Below are 17,373 nucleotides of genomic sequence, written 5' to 3' on the forward strand. Positions count from 1 at the left end.
TTTAATTTCCTGCCTCATTGATAAGAGAATCATAAATTGCCTTTTGAATCCTTGTCCTCAGCTCTGATTTCACCAAAAGTCTGTTTGTAGCCGACGGATAGGTCCTATTGGATAGAAAAACATATACTATCTCCTCGTCCGGATCTGCCCAGGTAAAAGTTCCGGTAAATCCACTATGCCCAAAACTCTTTCTGGACACGCAACCACAGGTTGGTCCTTTCTCTTCGAGCTGCGGCTTATCAAATCCTACTCCACGCCGTACATTCTTATCGCAGAAATAACACTTATTGAATTTTTCTATGGTCCGAGCGTCTAAAAACCGCTCACCTCCGTAATACCCCCCCTGTATGTACATCTGCATAATTTTTGCCACATCGTTTGCATTACTGAACAATCCGGCGTGCCCTCCTACCCCACCTTGCATTGCTGCTCCCATATCATGGACATACCCCTGAACGAGTTGGTATCTGTAATAATTATCTACCTCAGAAGGAACTATCATATTGATTGGGAATTTTTTTAACGGATTATAAGCGGTGTGGTTGGCTCCCAGAGGCTTGTAAAGGAATTTATCCATTAAATTATCTAAACCGGCATTATAGGTTTCCTCAATATATTTTTTAAATACGTAATAGGGAACATCACTGTAACGATATCTATTTGATTTGAGTCCTTGTCTCCCAATTCGACTATAAATTGAATCTTTATAGGAGTCTTTCAGATACATCCTGTCCGTAACCTTAATGGAGAAGCCATCTGAAGGGTTACTTCGATAAAATTCCGGAGAAGGTCTTCTTCTCGCATTTAAAGTTTCCAGGTAGAATGCAATCCAGGATGGTAACCTACCATAATGACTTAAAGCTTTTAGCACCGTTACATCTTTAAGCTCTGTATCTGCATATTCCGGTATTAAATCCTGAAAAGTATCATTCAAGGCTATTTTGCCATCCTCTTCCATTTTCATAACCGCTGGCAGCGTAGAGAGTATTTTAGTAAGCGAGGCAAGGTCGTAAAGGTTATTAGTGGTTAATTGATCTTTAGATTCATAAGTTGGTTTACCAAAAGCTTTATTATAAATTACTTTACCTCTTCTGGCAATCAGGACCTGAGCTCCAGGGAACATTAAGGAATCCAAGCCATTTTGAACCAACTGATCAACCTTAGCAAGTTTTAATGAACTCATTCCTACCCTTTCAGGTTTACTGTATCCTAAACGCAATAAAGACTTTGTTTTAACCGAGGTATTCACAGGAAACTCCGGATTTGCAGTAACGGGTAATATACCTTTCGCAGGAATAGCCCCAAAAAGCACTTCTGCCGCTTTCTGCTGAGCAAGTTCACTGTTCTGATAGGCAACAAGTATCCCGTCTATATCATTAAAAGCTGTAATATCTAATAGTGCGTATGGCTTGGCAAATACACTTAGCAAAACATTGGAAGTCCTCTGTCTGGAAATTTCCTGAAGCCAAAAAAGTTCCTTCTGAGAAAACTTATAAGGTTTCCAGGGACTTTCATTACTCTTATGAAATCCAATGATGATCAGATTAAAATCAAAAAGTTTCTTTTTTAGGGTTGCAATATCACTACCGTTTACCTGTGTTACTTCAGCGTACTTATTTAATGCTTCCAAAAATGGTGTATTTACACCATCGCCAAATTTTACATAGGCAATTTTCTTATTTTCAAGTTTTTTGATACCAACAAGGTTTAGTTTATCGCTAATAACCGTAATTGCACTCTCTATGGCTTCTTCATAGATTACATCATTTTCGGGGCTATTCAAGTCCTCAATGAGGTTATTTGTATCTATTGGACGATATTCATTTAAGCCTGCTTTGTATTTGGCCATTAATATTTTTTTGACGGAATATGCCAGGCGCTGCTCCGATATTAAGCCATTCTGATATGCCTTTAAAAAGGTATCCTTACTTTTTATAAAATCCTTAGGCATTAGCAAAATATCATTGCCTGATAAAAATGCTTCCAACTCTGTAATCCCGTTGCTTGCGAAGTCCGAAACCCCCTTCATATTCAACGCATCTGTAAATACCAGTCCTTCAAATTTCAATTCCCTTTTAAGCAAATTGGTAATTATATTTTTGGATAAAGATGAAGGCCGTTTATTTTCAGGCTCTAATTCCGGTACATTTAAATGAGCAACCATAACGCTGCTAAGTCCCGCTTCTATGAGTTTTTTATAAGGATATAATTCAATACTGTCTAAACGCTGCCTTGTGAAATCTAAAGTAGGCAAGGATTTATGTGAATCTACAAAAGTATCCCCATGACCGGGAAAATGTTTCCCGCTTGAAAGTACCCCGGCACTTTCCATGCCTTTCATAAACGCAATACCCTTTATCGCAACATTCTCACGATCTTCACCAAAAGATCGATTCCCAATTATTGGGTTTCTCGGATCTATATTTATGTCGATATCAGGTGCAAAATTTATATGAACCCCAAGTCGGTTTGCGTGCTTACCGATTTGATATCCCACTCTTGAAACAATTGAAGTATCTGCTATTGCACCCAGGGTCATGTTCCATGGAAATGAGTAGGTTGAATCGAGTCTCATTGCCAGGCCCCATTCGGCATCCATTCCTATAAGAAGAGGAATTTTTGATAAGGACTGGTATTCATTTGTCAGTTTAGCCTGGCGCATGGGGCCTCCTTTTGAGAAAATCAACCCTCCTATTTTGTGATCCTTTATGAATCCCTTAATTTTTTGGGTTGCTGCTTTATCTTCCCCGGAAGATGCCATTACCATAAACAATTGCCCAATCTTTTCTTCCAGGGACATAGCGCTATACTTATCATTGACCCACCCCATCTGGGACAAAGTATCAGCTGTCACCAAAGGTGAATATTGACCTCGGGCAACCAGTAATAAAGTAAAAAAAAGAAAAGAAAGTAGGTATTTCCCCATAAATAATATATTCAAGGTACTAACTTAAAACAAAATTAAATATTGTTTTTTTGTTCATTAATACAGCCGCAGTGGGATATTAGAGTGCCAAAAGGGTCTAATGGGGCTATAAACACAATTTTATAAAAATCGGCTATGCCAACTATCAGACGCCGGCACTTCCCAATGATTTATATATTCATGTTTATTGGTAACTAAATTATTAAAAACTATGGTGTTCTTAGAAACTGCCTTATCCTTTGCCATTTTCTTAAAGTCTCCTAAAGGCTTATATGCAATATGCATGCCTTGTTTGTAGGAAACGTTCATTTTATCCAATAAATCTACATCATATTTTTTTTCGAGCTCCTGGATAAAATGTACGGATGCATCAATAGAACAACCAGAAGCAGAGGCAAAATTCTGATCCAAAGCAATTATAATAAAGCGCTTATATTTAATTTCATACCCTGCCTTAAGGTCGCTTCCATGGGCGGTCCATTCCGATATAAATCTGTCAAGGGCAGTAGTTATTTCACCAAGTTCTTCTTCCGAAAAACTTCTGTTAGCCTGGTAAATCCAAACTCTTGCCGTATCGCTTAATGATTCAAAATTTACCAGCATTTTTTCTTTTTCATGTTAATAGCAATTATGTATATTTTAGACAGTCCTTCAAACTGATCACAGATCCTCCGCATTAGCTATCAACTCGGCGATATCCATTACCTTTACCGAAGCTTCTTTATCCTTGCTTTTTACGCCATCAGTCATCATTGTATTGCAAAACGGACAGGCCGCGGCAATAATTTCCGGCTGAGTTTGCATAGCCTCCTCCGTACGTTCAATGTTCACTTCCTTATCCCCTTTCTCGGACTCTTTAAACATTTGCGCACCTCCTGCCCCACAACATAAGCCTTTTTTTCGGCAATTTTTCATTTCCACGAGTTGGGCATCAAGTTTTTTTATGATATTTCTTGGTGCTTCATATATGTTGTTAGCCCTTCCGAGGTAGCACGGGTCATGAAATGTAATACGTTTACCTTTATAGCTGCCGCCTTCCAGGGTAATTCTTCCTTCTTCCAATAACGCATTCATGAACTGGGTATGGTGCATAACCTGATAATTTCCTCCCAGTCCCGGATATTCATTTTTAATGGTGTTAAAACAGTGCGGGCATGCGGTTACAATACTTTTTATCCCGTAGCCATTCATTACTTCAATATTGGTTACGGCCTGCATTTGGAATAAAAACTCATTTCCCGCCCGTTTTGCAGGATCCCCGGAACAGCTTTCTTCGGTTCCAAGAACGGCAAAACTCACATCAGCCTTCTGAAGTATTTTCACAAAAGCCTTGGTGATTCTTTTGGCCCGGTCATCAAAACTACCTGCGCAACCCACCCAAAATAAAACTTCCGGCTGCTTACCTGCAGCAAAAAGCTCTGCCATAGTCGGTACTTTCAACTCCTCATTCATGATCTTGTTTATTATGCTTTTTAAGATTCATCGACCCAATTAAGCCTATCCATTTGATTAAATGGCCAGGGTGCTCCATTATTTTCAATATTTCCCATCATAATATTGAGTTCACTTGGCGCAGCCGATTGTTCCATAACCATATACTGACGCATACTAATGATTATAGATAATGGGTCTATGCTTACCGGACAAGCTTCCACGCATGCGTTGCAGGAAGTACAGGCCCATAATTCTTCAGGTGAAATGAAGTCGCCCAATAACTGGCGCCCATCCTCAATGAATTTCCCTTTATTGGCATCCATATTACTTCCAACCTCCTCTAACCTATCACGCGTATCCATCATTATTTTTCTTGGTGATAGTTTCTTACCCGTAAGGTTTGCTGGACACTCACTGGTACATCGTCCGCATTCTGTGCATGTATAGGCATTCAACAACTGTACCTTACTGAGATCCATTACATCAGAAGCTCCAAATTTATCCGGGGGAGGTGCATCTTCCGCTGGCGCTGCAAAGGGATCCGCATTAGGATCCATCATCAATTTCACTTCTTTGGTTACTGCTTCAAGATTATCAAATTGACCCGGAGCGGTAAGTTTTCCATAATAGGTGTTTGGAAAGGCAAGTAAAATGTGTAGATGTTTAGAATAATACAAATAATTCAGAAAGGCCAATATTCCAACGATATGCATCCACCAGGCGGTGCGTTCTATCAGCATTACGCTATTTACAGACATTCCATCGAAAATAGAGGTGATGAATTGACTTACAGGAAAAAGACCTGCTTTTGTATAATGAGGTGTATCCATGAGCTGAAGTTGATAATCCGCCGCATTCATGGTTAGGAATAAAGCCATTAAAACCAATTCTATATACAAAATAAGGTTTGCATCCATTTTTGGCCATCCTTTCATTTCAGGCTTAATAAAGCGTTTTATCCGAATAAAATTTCTTCGCAACCAAAAGATAACCACAGCCAGTATTACCAAAAGAGCAAGTACTTCAAAGGAAGCTATAAGGATGTTGTAAATTTTACCGAGCGGTGCAAAAACTCTATGGGTTCCAAAAATCCCGTCAATAATAATCTCCAGAACTTCAATATTTATAATTATAAATCCGAGATAAACTATTACATGCAATAAACCTGCTATGGGCCTTACCACCATTTTGGATTGCCCTAATGCAATACGGGCCATATTCTTAAAGCGCTCTGGCTTTTCATCTGCAGGCATTTCACCTCTTCCAAGGTTGATATTCCTGATAAGCTTCTTCACGTTCTTGGAAAAATAACCAATACCGGTAATTAAAATAATAAGGAAAATTATATTTGGTAGATACTGCATCTATTCATTTGGTTTATTTATTGCAGGATCATCTTCGGGAACCTCATATTCTTTTTGCTTTTTCCCAAAAACGGATACATTTACATATCGCTTTGGATTCAAGCGAAAATCCTGAAGCAGGAGGTCTAATTCTTTGGATGCTTCAGATAAATTGTTGTACAACTCCTCGTTATTCACCAATTTGCCAAGCGTACCTTCGCCATTTTCAATTTTGGCCAACATCTTATCCAAATTACTTATGGTAGATTCTAAACTTCTTATTGTATTAGTTAGTCCCACCTGTGCTATGGAATCTGAGAGTACCGAAAAATTAGTGGTAATCGTATTAATATTTGTAATGGAACTGTCCAGCTTACTTTTATTATCCGACAATAATGTGTTTAGAGTGGCAGCACTCGATTGAAAACTTTGAACGGTAGTATTTAGCCCCTGGATACTTTCCCGTAAACTGCTTTTTGTCTCTTCATCCAGAATATCATTGAAATTTATTAATAAGGAATCCGCATTGGAAACTGCGCCTTCAATTTTAGATTGCAAGGGTGCTAATCTTTGCTGTAACAAATCTGTTAGGCCGGGTTTAATATTAGATGACAAAGTATCCCCGGATTGTGCAAATGGAGCGCCGTCAAAAACCGGATTAATTTGAATTCCTTTACCCCCTATAATTCCTGTATCATATAGCTCAGCGACGCTATTTTCTGAAAATTCGAAATTACTGTCAACAGAAAAAGTAACAAGTAGGTTGCCACTTCCATTCTTAAAAGTAATATTAGTCACATTGCCCACATTAAATCCATTAATAGATACCTGTGTTCCGGGCTGCAAACCTCCAACGTGTTTGTAAACCGCATAAAAGGTTTTGCTATTGTTAAAAATAGGGGTTGATTTAAGAAAACTGAAGCCCATGACAAACAGCAAAATACCTCCAATAACGATTATTCCTGTTTTAATTTCCCTGGATAGCTTCAAACGAATATATTTAGTTTACAAACAAAATTAGAAATAAATTTTACAAGACCTGCTTTTATTCAGAGATGTATTTTAAGGCCTCAGTTACAGGAATTCTTTTGCCCTCTTTATAGGCCACAATAAAGGAAGTTTCATAGCCTTTAGCATCCGCATTGGCCTTAAATAATTTTGCCTGAGAATATGAATTGGTCTTACCATACATATACCTCACAATGTTTTTATGGCGTTCAGTTGAGAGTGAACTCAATCCATTAAACTCTTCAGGAAGCAGAGGCAGTACCCTTGAACTTGCCAATAATTGTACTTTAAATACTATTTCTGAGTCTGAAACAACCTCCTCCTTTATTACCTCTTCCTTTTTCTCATCAGCTATTGGTGTAGCAATGGGTTCTTCAGCAATAGTTTCGGGTATTTCTTTTACCGCTTCTTCAGGCACTACTTTATTTGGTACAGGCTTAGCCTCCTGGCTTATTACAACCTCATCAGTTTTATTTTGGATAGCCTCAGCAGTTTCAGTTTGAGGTAATTCAGCAGAAACGACCGCGATTGGTTCCTTGATTTCCTTTTTCGTCGCCTCATTATTGCTTTCAGTGGCTGCTGATACTTCTGTTTTTGAAGCTTCAATTGTCTCATTTACAGGTATCTCCTCCTCAATTTTGGTGGTGGTGATTTGCTCTGAAGACGCCGCATCCTCCAGGTTAATTCTGGTGTTGTTTTTATAATTAATTATTGCAGACGCAATAGCATTGCCCATTTCTTCCTGGCCTTTTTTAGAGCTTAGGTATAATCCCTCTGACTTATTAGTAAGAAAACCTGTTTCGATCAACACACTGGGCATAAAAGTTTGATGTAATACAATAAAACCAGCCTGCTTAACCTTTCTGTCATTTCGGCTCAAGTTGTTAGAAAAATTGTCCTGCATCATCTTACCAAGCATAACGCTTTGATCCAGGAATTCTTCCTGCATAATAGTCAAACCAATTATAGATTCGGGAGAATTTATATCATAATCAGCATAGCGAGATTCGTAATTATCTTCGAGATAAATCACGGAGTTTTCCTTTTTTGCAATTTCAAAATTCTGTTGATTTGCATGTAATCCCAGCACAAATGTCCCGGCACCATTGGCATCAGAAGTATGTGAATCACAATGTACAGATACGAAAAGGTCCGCATTTGCCTTATTTGCAATTTCTCCTCTAACAAAAAGATCTACAAAACTATCGTCCTTTCTTGTGTAAATAACCTTTATGTCCGGATTGGATTCTAATTTCCTGCCAACATTTAATACAATATTTAGGGCTATATTCTTTTCCATATAGCCATTGCCCAAATTACCCGGATCGTGACCTCCATGGCCTGCGTCTAATACTACAATAAATTGATCAGTCTGAGTATCTGAATCACTTTTGTCATATGAGCATAGCAAGAAAAATAGTATTGCCAGGGGAATGAAAAAAAAATTATTAAACTTCATTGATTTTAGAGTTATATTTTAAAGAACATGGAACAATTGTAATGGCCTTATATCTTTTCCTAAGATAAAAATCTTTATGATTTTTACCTATTACAAATCAAAAATACAATTATCATCTTTCATCTGCTAAAAGAATTTTGCATCCATTTACTATGGTTAAATTTATTGTAATGTGCTACAAGCAGACCAAAAAATATATGTAAGTTTGACTACCAAAAACGAAGCCTTACCGTTACAAAAATAGGATTTATCGCTTTGCAATCAAACAAACATTCTCTACTTTTCTTATTACTGCTTATCATGGGCATTATTCCGCTCTCTGCGCAGGAAGATCTGATCAGGCCCTTACCTATTAAAGCTGTGGGAGATACTATTTACGCGCCTCTTATGCCCGCACCTGCAGTATTAGATACAGTTTTGACCGATTCTATACAATCAGATTCAATTAGTGAGAAGCCAGGTTTTTTATCGGATAAAATAAAATATAAAGCGAAGGATTATGTTAAATTAAGTCAAAAAGATCAAAAAATTTATCTGTACAATGAAGCTGAAATTTATTATCAGGATACCGAATTAAAAGCCGGTATAATAATTATGGATTACATAAAAAACGAAGTTTATGCCGGGCGTATAAAAGATTCTTTGGGTAATTATTCGCAAGTTCCTTATTTTAAACAAGGGGAAAACGTGGTAATTCCAGATTCAATTCGATTTAATTTTGACACACAAAAAGCCCTGATTTGGAATTCCAGAACAGAACAGCAGGCGGGTCTGGGGCAACTTGGTTCTGATGCCATGAAGGTTTATGCTTCGATTACCAAAAAGGAAAACGACTCGGTTTACTTTTTAAGTGAAGGAAGGCTAACTACCTCTAAAGATACTATAGACCCGGATTATTATATTCGAGTCAGAAAGGCAAAGTTTGTTCCAAAGAAAAAAGTCATAGCAGGATTTAGTAATATCTATATTGCAGATGTACCCACCCCTATTGCAATGCCATTCGCATATTTTCCTTTGACTTCCGGACGAACTGCAGGAGTAATGATGCCCACATTTGGAAACGACCCGGACAGGGGCTACTTTCTACAAAACTTGGGTTACTATGTACCTATTAATGACTATGTAGACCTTACGCTTACCGGCGACCTCTATACCAACGGGAGTTGGGGTTTCAGAACACAATCTGTTTATTCCAAACGCTATAAATACAGAGGTAATTTTAATTTTAGATATGAAAATCAGGTGACAAGTCAAAAAGGATTTGATGATTACAGCCGGGGAACTATTTACAATATTCAGATCTCACATTCTCAGGATTCAAAATCTAATCCTAATTCGAGATTATCGGCATCAGTAAACCTGGGTAGTAGCCAGTATTATAGAAACTCTTTACTTCAGCAGAATTTGCCCAATACCCAGATCAATAATTTATCCTCTTCCATCTCCTATTCACGGACTTTTCCTGAATATCCTTCAGTAAATTTAAGCCTGACCGCTACACATAATCAAAACACAAATACAGATGTCGTAGACCTAACTTTACCCACTTTACAGGCCAGTATGGAGCGTATTTTTCCTCTTGCTAAAAGGGATGGCATAAAAAAAGGTGCATTACAGAACATCAATTTTCAGTATGATCTTAATGCCAGGAACAGCATTAGTACCACTACTGATGATTTTGGAACATCCAAGATGTTTGATAACGCTAAGGTCGGGGCACGGCATCGGATACCGCTGAGTACAAATTTTAAAGTAGCTAAATTTTTTAGTGTAAGTGCAGGTGGCACCTATGAAGACGTATGGACCTTGCAAACATTTAATCAACGTTTTGATTCAGAGACGCAAAAAGTTGTTACCGATACTATAAAAGGTTTTGATCGGTTTAACCAATACAGTCTTAGCAGTAGTATTGGGACAACAGTCTATGGTACATTTAATTTTGGTGAGCAAAAAAAGATACAGGCTATCCGGCACATAATGAGACCTTCTGTTAGTTATGGCTGGGCGCCTTCTTTTGAGCAATATTATGATGAATATATTAATGGAGTTACAGGAGATACCATTGAGTACACCAGGTTTCAAAATACGCTCTATGGTGCCCCAAGGAATGGTAAATCCAGTGCTTTAAGCTTTTCTCTCGCCAATACCCTTGAAGCTAAGGTACGGGACAAGGATTCCACGGCTTTGGAACCCAAGAAGGTTATGCTTCTAAATAGTTTTAATTTGTCCACAGGTTATAATTTCCAGGCAGATTCTCTTAATTTAAGTCCGGTAAGTTTAACCGGCGGCACCAATATTCTCAATAATAAAATGTCCATAAACTTTGGTGCCAATCTGGATCCATATGCAATTGACAATAATGGCAGGCGTATAAATACATTTAATATTAATAATGGAGGAAGTCTGTTCAGACTTACATCTGCCAGGGGTAACTTAAGTTATTCCCTGACCAGCAAAGACTTCCAACCCAGCAAGGACCGTGAAGAATATCCGACGGAGGGTGATGCCTACGTTGCCGCCAGTGGCGGCCGGACAGATGATCTTTTTGGAAAAGCAAATAACTTTGATGAAAGCCGGTTTGACGACAGAGATGAAAGTAAAGTTGAGAATCCTATTTATCAAAATAAAATAGAATGGGATGTTCGGCTGCAATATGCTGTGACCTACAGTAATAATGCCAGACAAAATCAAATCTCCAATAATTCTCTCATGTTTTCCGGTAATATTACGCTATCTCCCGGATGGGACGTTGGCGTGTCATCGGGTTATGATTTCGTTAGAAAAGGGTTTACTGTTACCCAGCTTCGGTTTAGACGCGACTTAAAAAGTTTTAAATTAAATTTTGACTGGACGCCGTTTGGTGATTTTGAAAGATGGTACTTTTTTATAGGAATTAAAAGCTCCATTCTTAAGGATCTTAAATTTGAAAATAGAAGTCAGCCTCCTCCCAGGTAATATCAAAAGTAAAAAAACAGCATACCTGTTTATACTGATCTATTTTTTAATTAGCTTAACGGGCTAAAGGTAAATTCAAAAGCATGAAAAAAATTATAAATACTCCTAATGCCCCTGCTCCTATAGGCCCTTATAACCAGGCAGTTTTGAGCGGTAATACATTATATGTTTCCGGACAAATTCCCCTGGATCCTTCAAGCGGAAAACTCATTGAAGATGATATAAAGAAGGAAACACTACAATGCATGAAAAACTTAAAAGCAATACTGGAAGCCGCCGATATGTCTTTTGAAGATGTAGTTAAAGCCACGATCTTTGTTAAAGATATGAATTGCTTTGCAGCTATTAACGAAGTTTATGGCTCATTTTTTAATGTTGAAACCGCCCCTGCCAGAGAGACTGTTGAAGTCTCTAATCTTCCTAAATTTGTAAATGTTGAGATTTCGATGATTGCCGTCAGATAGTTTCTTTATGGAATTCTACCAGTCCTTCAATTGGTCTCTGACGAATTACGCCTACGATCAGGTCATTTCTTTCCAGAACTGCTATTAATTCATCTTTAAGAAAATAAGCAATACTACCCACAAAATGTATAGGCACTTTGGTAGCTAATTCAAACTGCATAATGTAATTATTTACAAATTGCTGAAGGCCCTTGTCTATAACTCCTTTACAATAGGGGTGTTCTTTGTTCTCAATCAGAAATCTTGCAAATGTGGCCAAATAAGTATTAGGATTTGGCTGCTTGTAAAGGTTTTCCTTAATAACATCGGCATCAAGGTCATACTCTTTGTCAAATTTAATTCCCAGTGCCTGTGGCATTTTATGAAAATAATAATCCCGAATTAATTTCCTCCCAAAGAAATTACCACTTCCATCATCCATAGGAATATAACCTAAAGAGACCACTTTTTGAAACAGTTGATGACCATCATAATAGCTGCAATTTGAACCTGTTCCCAAAATGCAGACAATTCCCTGATGTCCGATTTTTGTTGTGGAATATATGGCAGCATAGGTGTCTTCCTTAACCTCTGCCGTGGCATTTGGGAAAAACGATTTAAAAATATTCTTAAGGAATTTCTTCATTCTATCGGTACCACAACCGGCGCCATAGAAATAGAGTCGGCTAACTTTCTCTCTGTTTTTAGACAACTCAAAATTATTGGCTAACCTATCTTCGATGACCTCTCTTGTAAGAACCTCAGGACTTAAGCCCAGCGTTTGGGTCATAAATAATTCTTTACCCTTATCATCTAAGGCAATCCAATCAGACTTTGTGGCACCACTATCAACTATTAAAATCATAAATCAGGCATTAAAAAAGAATCCTCAAATTAAGCAAAGTTTTGCTCATTCTGAGGATTCTTACTTATAAAATATAATTAATTACAATGTAGAAATATATTGTGCCAGGTCTAATAATTTATTAGAATAGCCTGCCTCATTGTCATACCAGGAAATTACTTTGAAAAATTTTGAATTCAATTCAATTCCGGCACCTGCATCAAATATACTGGTGCGGGCATCACCAATAAAATCTTGAGAGACCACAGGCTCATCTGTATAACCTAAAATACCTTTCAATTCGCCTTCCGATGCTGCTTTAAAGGTCTTCTTAATATCTTCATATGAAGTTTCCTTTTCCAGGCGTACAGTTAGGTCAACAACAGAAACATCTGCGGTAGGTACCCTAAATGCCATCCCGGTAAGTTTTCCTTCCAAAGATGGAATAACTTTGGTTACTGCTTTGGCGGCTCCTGTTGAAGCAGGTATGATGTTCAACAAAGCACTTCTACCACCTCTGTAATCCTTGCGCGATGGTCCGTCAACAGTAAACTGAGTGGCTGTGGTAGCATGTACAGTTGTCATTAAGGCTTCTGCAATCCCATAGTTGTCATTCAACACTTTGGCCAAAGGTGCCAGACAGTTTGTAGTACAGGAAGCATTAGATACTATTTTATCTGAAGCTTTTAGATCTTTATGATTTACACCCATTACAAACATGGGGGCATCTTTTGATGGTGCTGAGATAACTACTTTTTTAGCTCCACCATCAATGTGGTATTGTGCAGTTTCCAAAGTTGTAAAAATACCGGTACATTCCGCAACATATTCTGCTCCTACTTCGTCCCATTTCAAAATTTTTGGATCCCTTTCGCCGGTTATTCTAACGGTTTTGCCATTAACGACCAAATTGCCATCCTTTACTGCCACAGAACCATCAAAACGACCATGTACCGAATCATATTCCAACAAATATGCAAGATGTTCTACATCCAGCAAATCATTTATGGCTACAACCTCTACATTATCCCTTTTTACTGATTCTCTGAAAACAAGTCTACCAATTCTACCAAATCCGTTAATTCCAATTTTTAGTGTTGACATTATTTATTGTTTAAGATTAAAACTATATAGTCATGATATCTGAAACCCTGATGAGTTCTTTATCAATTTTTGATTTTCCTTTTATGGCTTCACTTACCGGCGTAAATGTTATTTTATTATCAATAATACCGGCCATCAAATTTGTTTTGCCTTCCAGCAGAGCTTCAACAGACTTTACCCCCATTCTACTGGCCAGTACCCTATCAAAACAAGAAGGTGCTCCACCCCGTTGCATATGACCAAGAACACAAACCCGAACATCGTAAACCGGAAGGTTCTTCTCTACAAATTCCTTTAGTTCATAAACATTTTTTCCGGTTGTTCTATCTCCTTCTGCAACCACTACAATACTGGAAGATTTTCCCCTGGCTTTGCTGCGAGTTAAGGAATCTAGCAACCTGTCTAAACCCAAATTCTCTTCAGGAATCAGTATCTCTTCAGCACCCGCACCTACTCCGGAGTTAAGGGCGATATGGCCTACATCTCTACCCATAACCTCAACAAAGAAGAGTCTATGATGAGAACTTGCTGTATCCCGGATCTTATCAATTGCTTCTACAACAGTATTCAATGCAGTATCAAAACCAAGAGTGTATGTTGTTCCAAAAATATCATTATCTATAGTTCCCGGAATACCAATAAAAGGCATTTTGTATTCTTCATAAAAAGCTAGAGCACCCGTAAAGCTTCCGTCACCCCCAATAACCACAAAAGCATCAATATTATTGGAAACCAACTGATCATAAGCTTTTTTGCGACCCTCCGGGCTTCTAAACTCATCGCACCTGGCAGATTTAAGCACGGTGCCTCCCTTGTTAATTATATTATTTACACTACGGGCATTCATTGGAAGAAAATCCCCTTCGATCATCCCTTCGTAGCCTCGATAGATCCCAATACAATCTTTCTTAAAATATGCACATGTACGTACTACGGATCTTATGGCTGCGTTCATACCCGGAGAATCACCTCCAGAAGTAAAGACCGCAATTTTTTTTATTTGTGAATTCATTTAAAAAATTAGAATTGCAAAATTACTAAACTTATTGCAGAAAAAGAATTAGACAAACCCTTTATTTAACACCAGACAGCATCTAAATCGTTATAGTGGTAAATTTCTTTATTTATATGGCAAAATAACCCTATTCACGGATGTCTTGAACCCCTCAAAATCTGTGAAAAAATAGCCATTTTAATCAGGACAAATAGTATTCGCAAATAAAATAACAAATCCTCTCAAAAAAGTTATGTTCAATCAACTAATTAAGGACCTGCCTGTTTGTTGAATAGACTGCTTACTAGTTAGTCATTAGTCATAATAAATAAGGGTAGCATTTCAAAGTTTTTATAATAGGGATGCAGTTTAGGGCGGTTATAGAATTTATCCACGTTAACGAACTTTTTAGTTTCTGTAACCACTTCTATGGGCACATGATCATAACGCCCATTTTTCAATACTACCATTCTACCATCAATCCCTTTAAGTATTAAATCGAGAGCGAGATTTCCATAAGCCGTAGGAACTACAGAATCAATAAAATCAGGATCACCACAGCGTACCATGTATCCGAGTTTCTGATTGATAACATTTACACGGTTTCCGTTATTATATTTAGGGGAGATTTTCTTTAATGCGAGAGAGACTTCATCACCAATACCACCTAGCTTGGCATGGCCAAAGGCATCTTTTTCCATTCCCTCATATTTCATCTCACCTCCTTCAAAGGTTGCCCCTTCGGAAATAAGTACAATCGAATAGTTACTCGGATTTCTATTCCTGTCCTCTGTAAGTAACTCCGCCAGTAGTTCTATATTGAAAGGCACTTCCGGAATAAGACATCTATTAGCGGCTCCAGCCAAAGTAGGCAACATAGCTGTAAACCCGGCATAGCGTCCAAATACTTCCAGAACAAGAAAACGTTCATGAGATCCTGCTGCGGTCCGAAGACTGTTTGTAAGGCTAATTGTTCTGGTAACACATGTACTGAAACCAATACAATAATCCGTTCCGGGGACATCATTATCCATGGTTTTGGGAATGGCCATTACCTTAACTCCCTGTTTGAACAAATGAACGGCATAGCTAAGCGTATCGTCTCCCCCAATCGCAATCAAATAGTCTACACCTAACCAATCGAGATTTTTGATCACTTCCGGGGTAAGGTCATTGATCTCCTTCTTGTAGGTATCTCTTAAATGAGCTGGAACCATTAGGTTGGGTACATGACTTGCCCTGGTCCTGGAAGTATGAAGAAAAGTCCCACCTGTTCTTGCTGCTTTGTTCACCACTACCTGGGAAAGTTCCATAAAGTTATTGCTGTTGTCGTGCTTGCTGTTTCTTTCAATATCTATTAATCCCCTCCACCCTCTTCTAAAACCAATCACCCTATATCCTTCCCGTATTGCTCTAAAAGTAACCGCCCTGATTGCCGGATTAAGTCCGGGAACGTCTCCACCTCCGGTTAAGATGCCGATGGTGCCTTTGGTCTTCTTAATGTTTGCCATGATATATCATTATTTAATTTTCAGTTTAAAACCACAAAATAACTAGGATGGTTAAAGTACTAAATTATGCTGATATCTTATTAACATTTTCCAAAAAAAACCTCTAAAATCAGCCTAAAAAGTGGCTTTATCGGCGTATCTTTATAGGAAGATTGAAAACTGTAATATTATGTCATTTAACATTGAAAAAATTTTAGGTAAAGAAGCCAATTACCTGCTAGATCACAAGTGCAAAACGGTAAAAAAAGAACATCTACATCTGCCCGGTCCTGATTTTGTGGATCGTGTTATGACCGCTTCAGACAGAAATCCTGTCGTACTTCGGAATATGCAAACTCTCTTTAATAACGGACGAATGGGTGGCACCGGATATGTCTCTATTCTTCCTGTAGATCAAGGAATTGAGCACACTGCAGGTGCATCGTTTGCACCAAATCCCATTTATTTCGATCCCGAAAAGATTGTTGAGCTTGCAATAGAAGGTGGTTGTAATGCCGTTGCTTCGACTCTTGGTGTCCTTGGTTCTGTTTCAAGAAAATACGCGCACAAGATTCCATTTCTCCTTAAATTGAATCATAATGAATTACTTACATATCCCAATAAGTTTGATCAGATAATGTTTGCAAGTGTAAATCAGGCGTTTGAGATGGGATGCATTGCCGTTGGAGCTACAATCTATTATGGCTCAGAAGAGAGCACCAGACAAATTCAGGAAGTTACTGAAGCTTTTGAATATGCTCATGAACTTGGTATGGTAACCGTACTATGGGCTTACCTTCGCAATCCTGGTTTTAAAAAAGAGGGTATTGATTATCATGTTTCAGCTGACGTAACCGGACAGGCTAACCATTTGGCTTCGACAATTCAGGCAGATATAGTAAAACAAAAGCAGGCTGAAAACAACGGAGGTTTTAAAGCCATAAATTTTGCCAAAACACATGAGAAAGTATATTCAGAATTAACTACTGATCATCCAATTGATCTTACCCGATACCAGGTAATGAATTGTCTTATGGGAAGGGCGGGATTAATTAATTCCGGAGGATCTTCTGGCGATAATGATTTGGCTCAGGCTGTTAAAACTGCTGTGATTAATAAACGAGCCGGAGGTATGGGATTAATATCCGGACGAAAAGCCTTCCAAAAACCTATGGCAGATGGAGTAGAACTTTTAAACGCAATACAAAATGTATATTTAGATGATAAAATTACAATTGCTTGATATATAATGTTTTAAAGTAATTTACTTAAATTTAATTATAGGCTGAAAATATAAACTTTTTAAAAAGCACCACCGTTTTTCGGGGTGCTTTTTTTTAGTATATTTTATAAACATTACTAAAATGGATGAA

At 38.0% G+C, this 17,373-nt stretch carries 13 protein-coding genes; 3 read left to right on the forward strand and 10 right to left on the reverse strand.

Annotation, left to right across the window (positions count from 1 at the left end; all coding sequences use genetic code 11):
- Window position 1 precedes the first annotated feature (1 nt).
- From Q0874_RS15925 to Q0874_RS15950, 6 genes are all read right to left on the reverse strand, one after another.
- Window positions 2-2,926, reverse strand: a complete 2,925-nt coding sequence (locus Q0874_RS15925; RefSeq protein WP_299164509.1) for a glycoside hydrolase family 3 N-terminal domain-containing protein — start codon at window positions 2,924-2,926, stop codon at window positions 2-4.
- Between the two features lie 120 nt (window positions 2,927-3,046).
- Window positions 3,047-3,529 (reverse strand): ABC transporter ATPase, encoded by a 483-nt coding sequence (locus Q0874_RS15930; protein WP_299164510.1) that lies wholly within the window; start codon window positions 3,527-3,529, stop codon window positions 3,047-3,049.
- Window positions 3,530-3,586: 57 nt separating this feature from the next.
- Window positions 3,587-4,378, reverse strand: a complete 792-nt coding sequence (locus tag Q0874_RS15935) for a (Fe-S)-binding protein (RefSeq protein ID WP_299164511.1) — start codon at window positions 4,376-4,378, stop codon at window positions 3,587-3,589.
- A 20-nt stretch (window positions 4,379-4,398) separates the two neighbouring features.
- On the reverse strand, window positions 4,399-5,724 hold the full coding sequence (locus Q0874_RS15940; RefSeq protein WP_299164512.1) for a (Fe-S)-binding protein: 1,326 nt from the start codon (window positions 5,722-5,724) through the stop codon (window positions 4,399-4,401).
- Entirely contained in the window at window positions 5,725-6,693 is a 969-nt protein-coding gene (locus Q0874_RS15945; protein ID WP_299164513.1) for an MlaD family protein, read from the reverse strand.
- 55 nt (window positions 6,694-6,748) lie between these two features.
- Window positions 6,749-8,170 (reverse strand): N-acetylmuramoyl-L-alanine amidase, encoded by a 1,422-nt coding sequence (locus Q0874_RS15950; protein ID WP_299164514.1) that lies wholly within the window; start codon window positions 8,168-8,170, stop codon window positions 6,749-6,751.
- Window positions 8,171-8,470: 300 nt separating this feature from the next.
- On the opposite strand from Q0874_RS15950, the gene Q0874_RS15955 reads away from it, so the two are divergent.
- Together Q0874_RS15955 and Q0874_RS15960 are read left to right on the forward strand one after the other, a co-directional pair.
- The gene (locus Q0874_RS15955; RefSeq protein WP_299164515.1) at window positions 8,471-11,125 is read left to right on the forward strand and encodes a putative LPS assembly protein LptD; all 2,655 of its coding nucleotides are present in this window, start codon (window positions 8,471-8,473) and stop codon (window positions 11,123-11,125) included.
- 83 nt (window positions 11,126-11,208) lie between these two features.
- On the forward strand, window positions 11,209-11,589 hold the full coding sequence (locus Q0874_RS15960; RefSeq protein ID WP_299164516.1) for a RidA family protein: 381 nt from the start codon (window positions 11,209-11,211) through the stop codon (window positions 11,587-11,589).
- Here Q0874_RS15960 and Q0874_RS15965 read toward each other — a convergent pair.
- The 4 genes from Q0874_RS15965 to Q0874_RS15980 all read right to left on the reverse strand — a co-directional run bounded on the left by Q0874_RS15965 (window position 11,582) and on the right by Q0874_RS15980 (window position 16,021).
- The gene (locus tag Q0874_RS15965; RefSeq protein ID WP_299164517.1) at window positions 11,582-12,433 is read right to left on the reverse strand and encodes an N-acetylglucosamine kinase; all 852 of its coding nucleotides are present in this window, start codon (window positions 12,431-12,433) and stop codon (window positions 11,582-11,584) included. The genes Q0874_RS15960 and Q0874_RS15965 overlap by 8 nt on opposite strands.
- 81 nt (window positions 12,434-12,514) lie before the next feature.
- Window positions 12,515-13,516, reverse strand: coding sequence for a type I glyceraldehyde-3-phosphate dehydrogenase (gap, locus tag Q0874_RS15970; RefSeq protein WP_299164518.1), 1,002 nt, complete (start codon window positions 13,514-13,516; stop codon window positions 12,515-12,517).
- Window positions 13,517-13,538: 22 nt separating this feature from the next.
- Window positions 13,539-14,528, reverse strand: a complete 990-nt coding sequence (pfkA, locus tag Q0874_RS15975) for a 6-phosphofructokinase (RefSeq protein ID WP_299164519.1) — start codon at window positions 14,526-14,528, stop codon at window positions 13,539-13,541.
- A gap of 290 nt (window positions 14,529-14,818) precedes the next feature.
- Complete coding sequence (locus tag Q0874_RS15980) at window positions 14,819-16,021, reverse strand: 6-phosphofructokinase (protein WP_299164520.1); 1,203 nt, start codon at window positions 16,019-16,021, stop codon at window positions 14,819-14,821.
- Between the two features lie 169 nt (window positions 16,022-16,190).
- Between Q0874_RS15980 and Q0874_RS15985 the strand changes: the two genes are divergently transcribed.
- Complete coding sequence (locus Q0874_RS15985; RefSeq protein WP_299164521.1) at window positions 16,191-17,243, forward strand: class I fructose-bisphosphate aldolase; 1,053 nt, start codon at window positions 16,191-16,193, stop codon at window positions 17,241-17,243.
- The last annotated feature ends 130 nt before the right edge of the window (window positions 17,244-17,373 follow it).

Source organism: uncultured Eudoraea sp. (genome assembly GCF_947490415.1).
Taxonomy (GTDB): domain Bacteria; phylum Bacteroidota; class Bacteroidia; order Flavobacteriales; family Flavobacteriaceae; genus Eudoraea.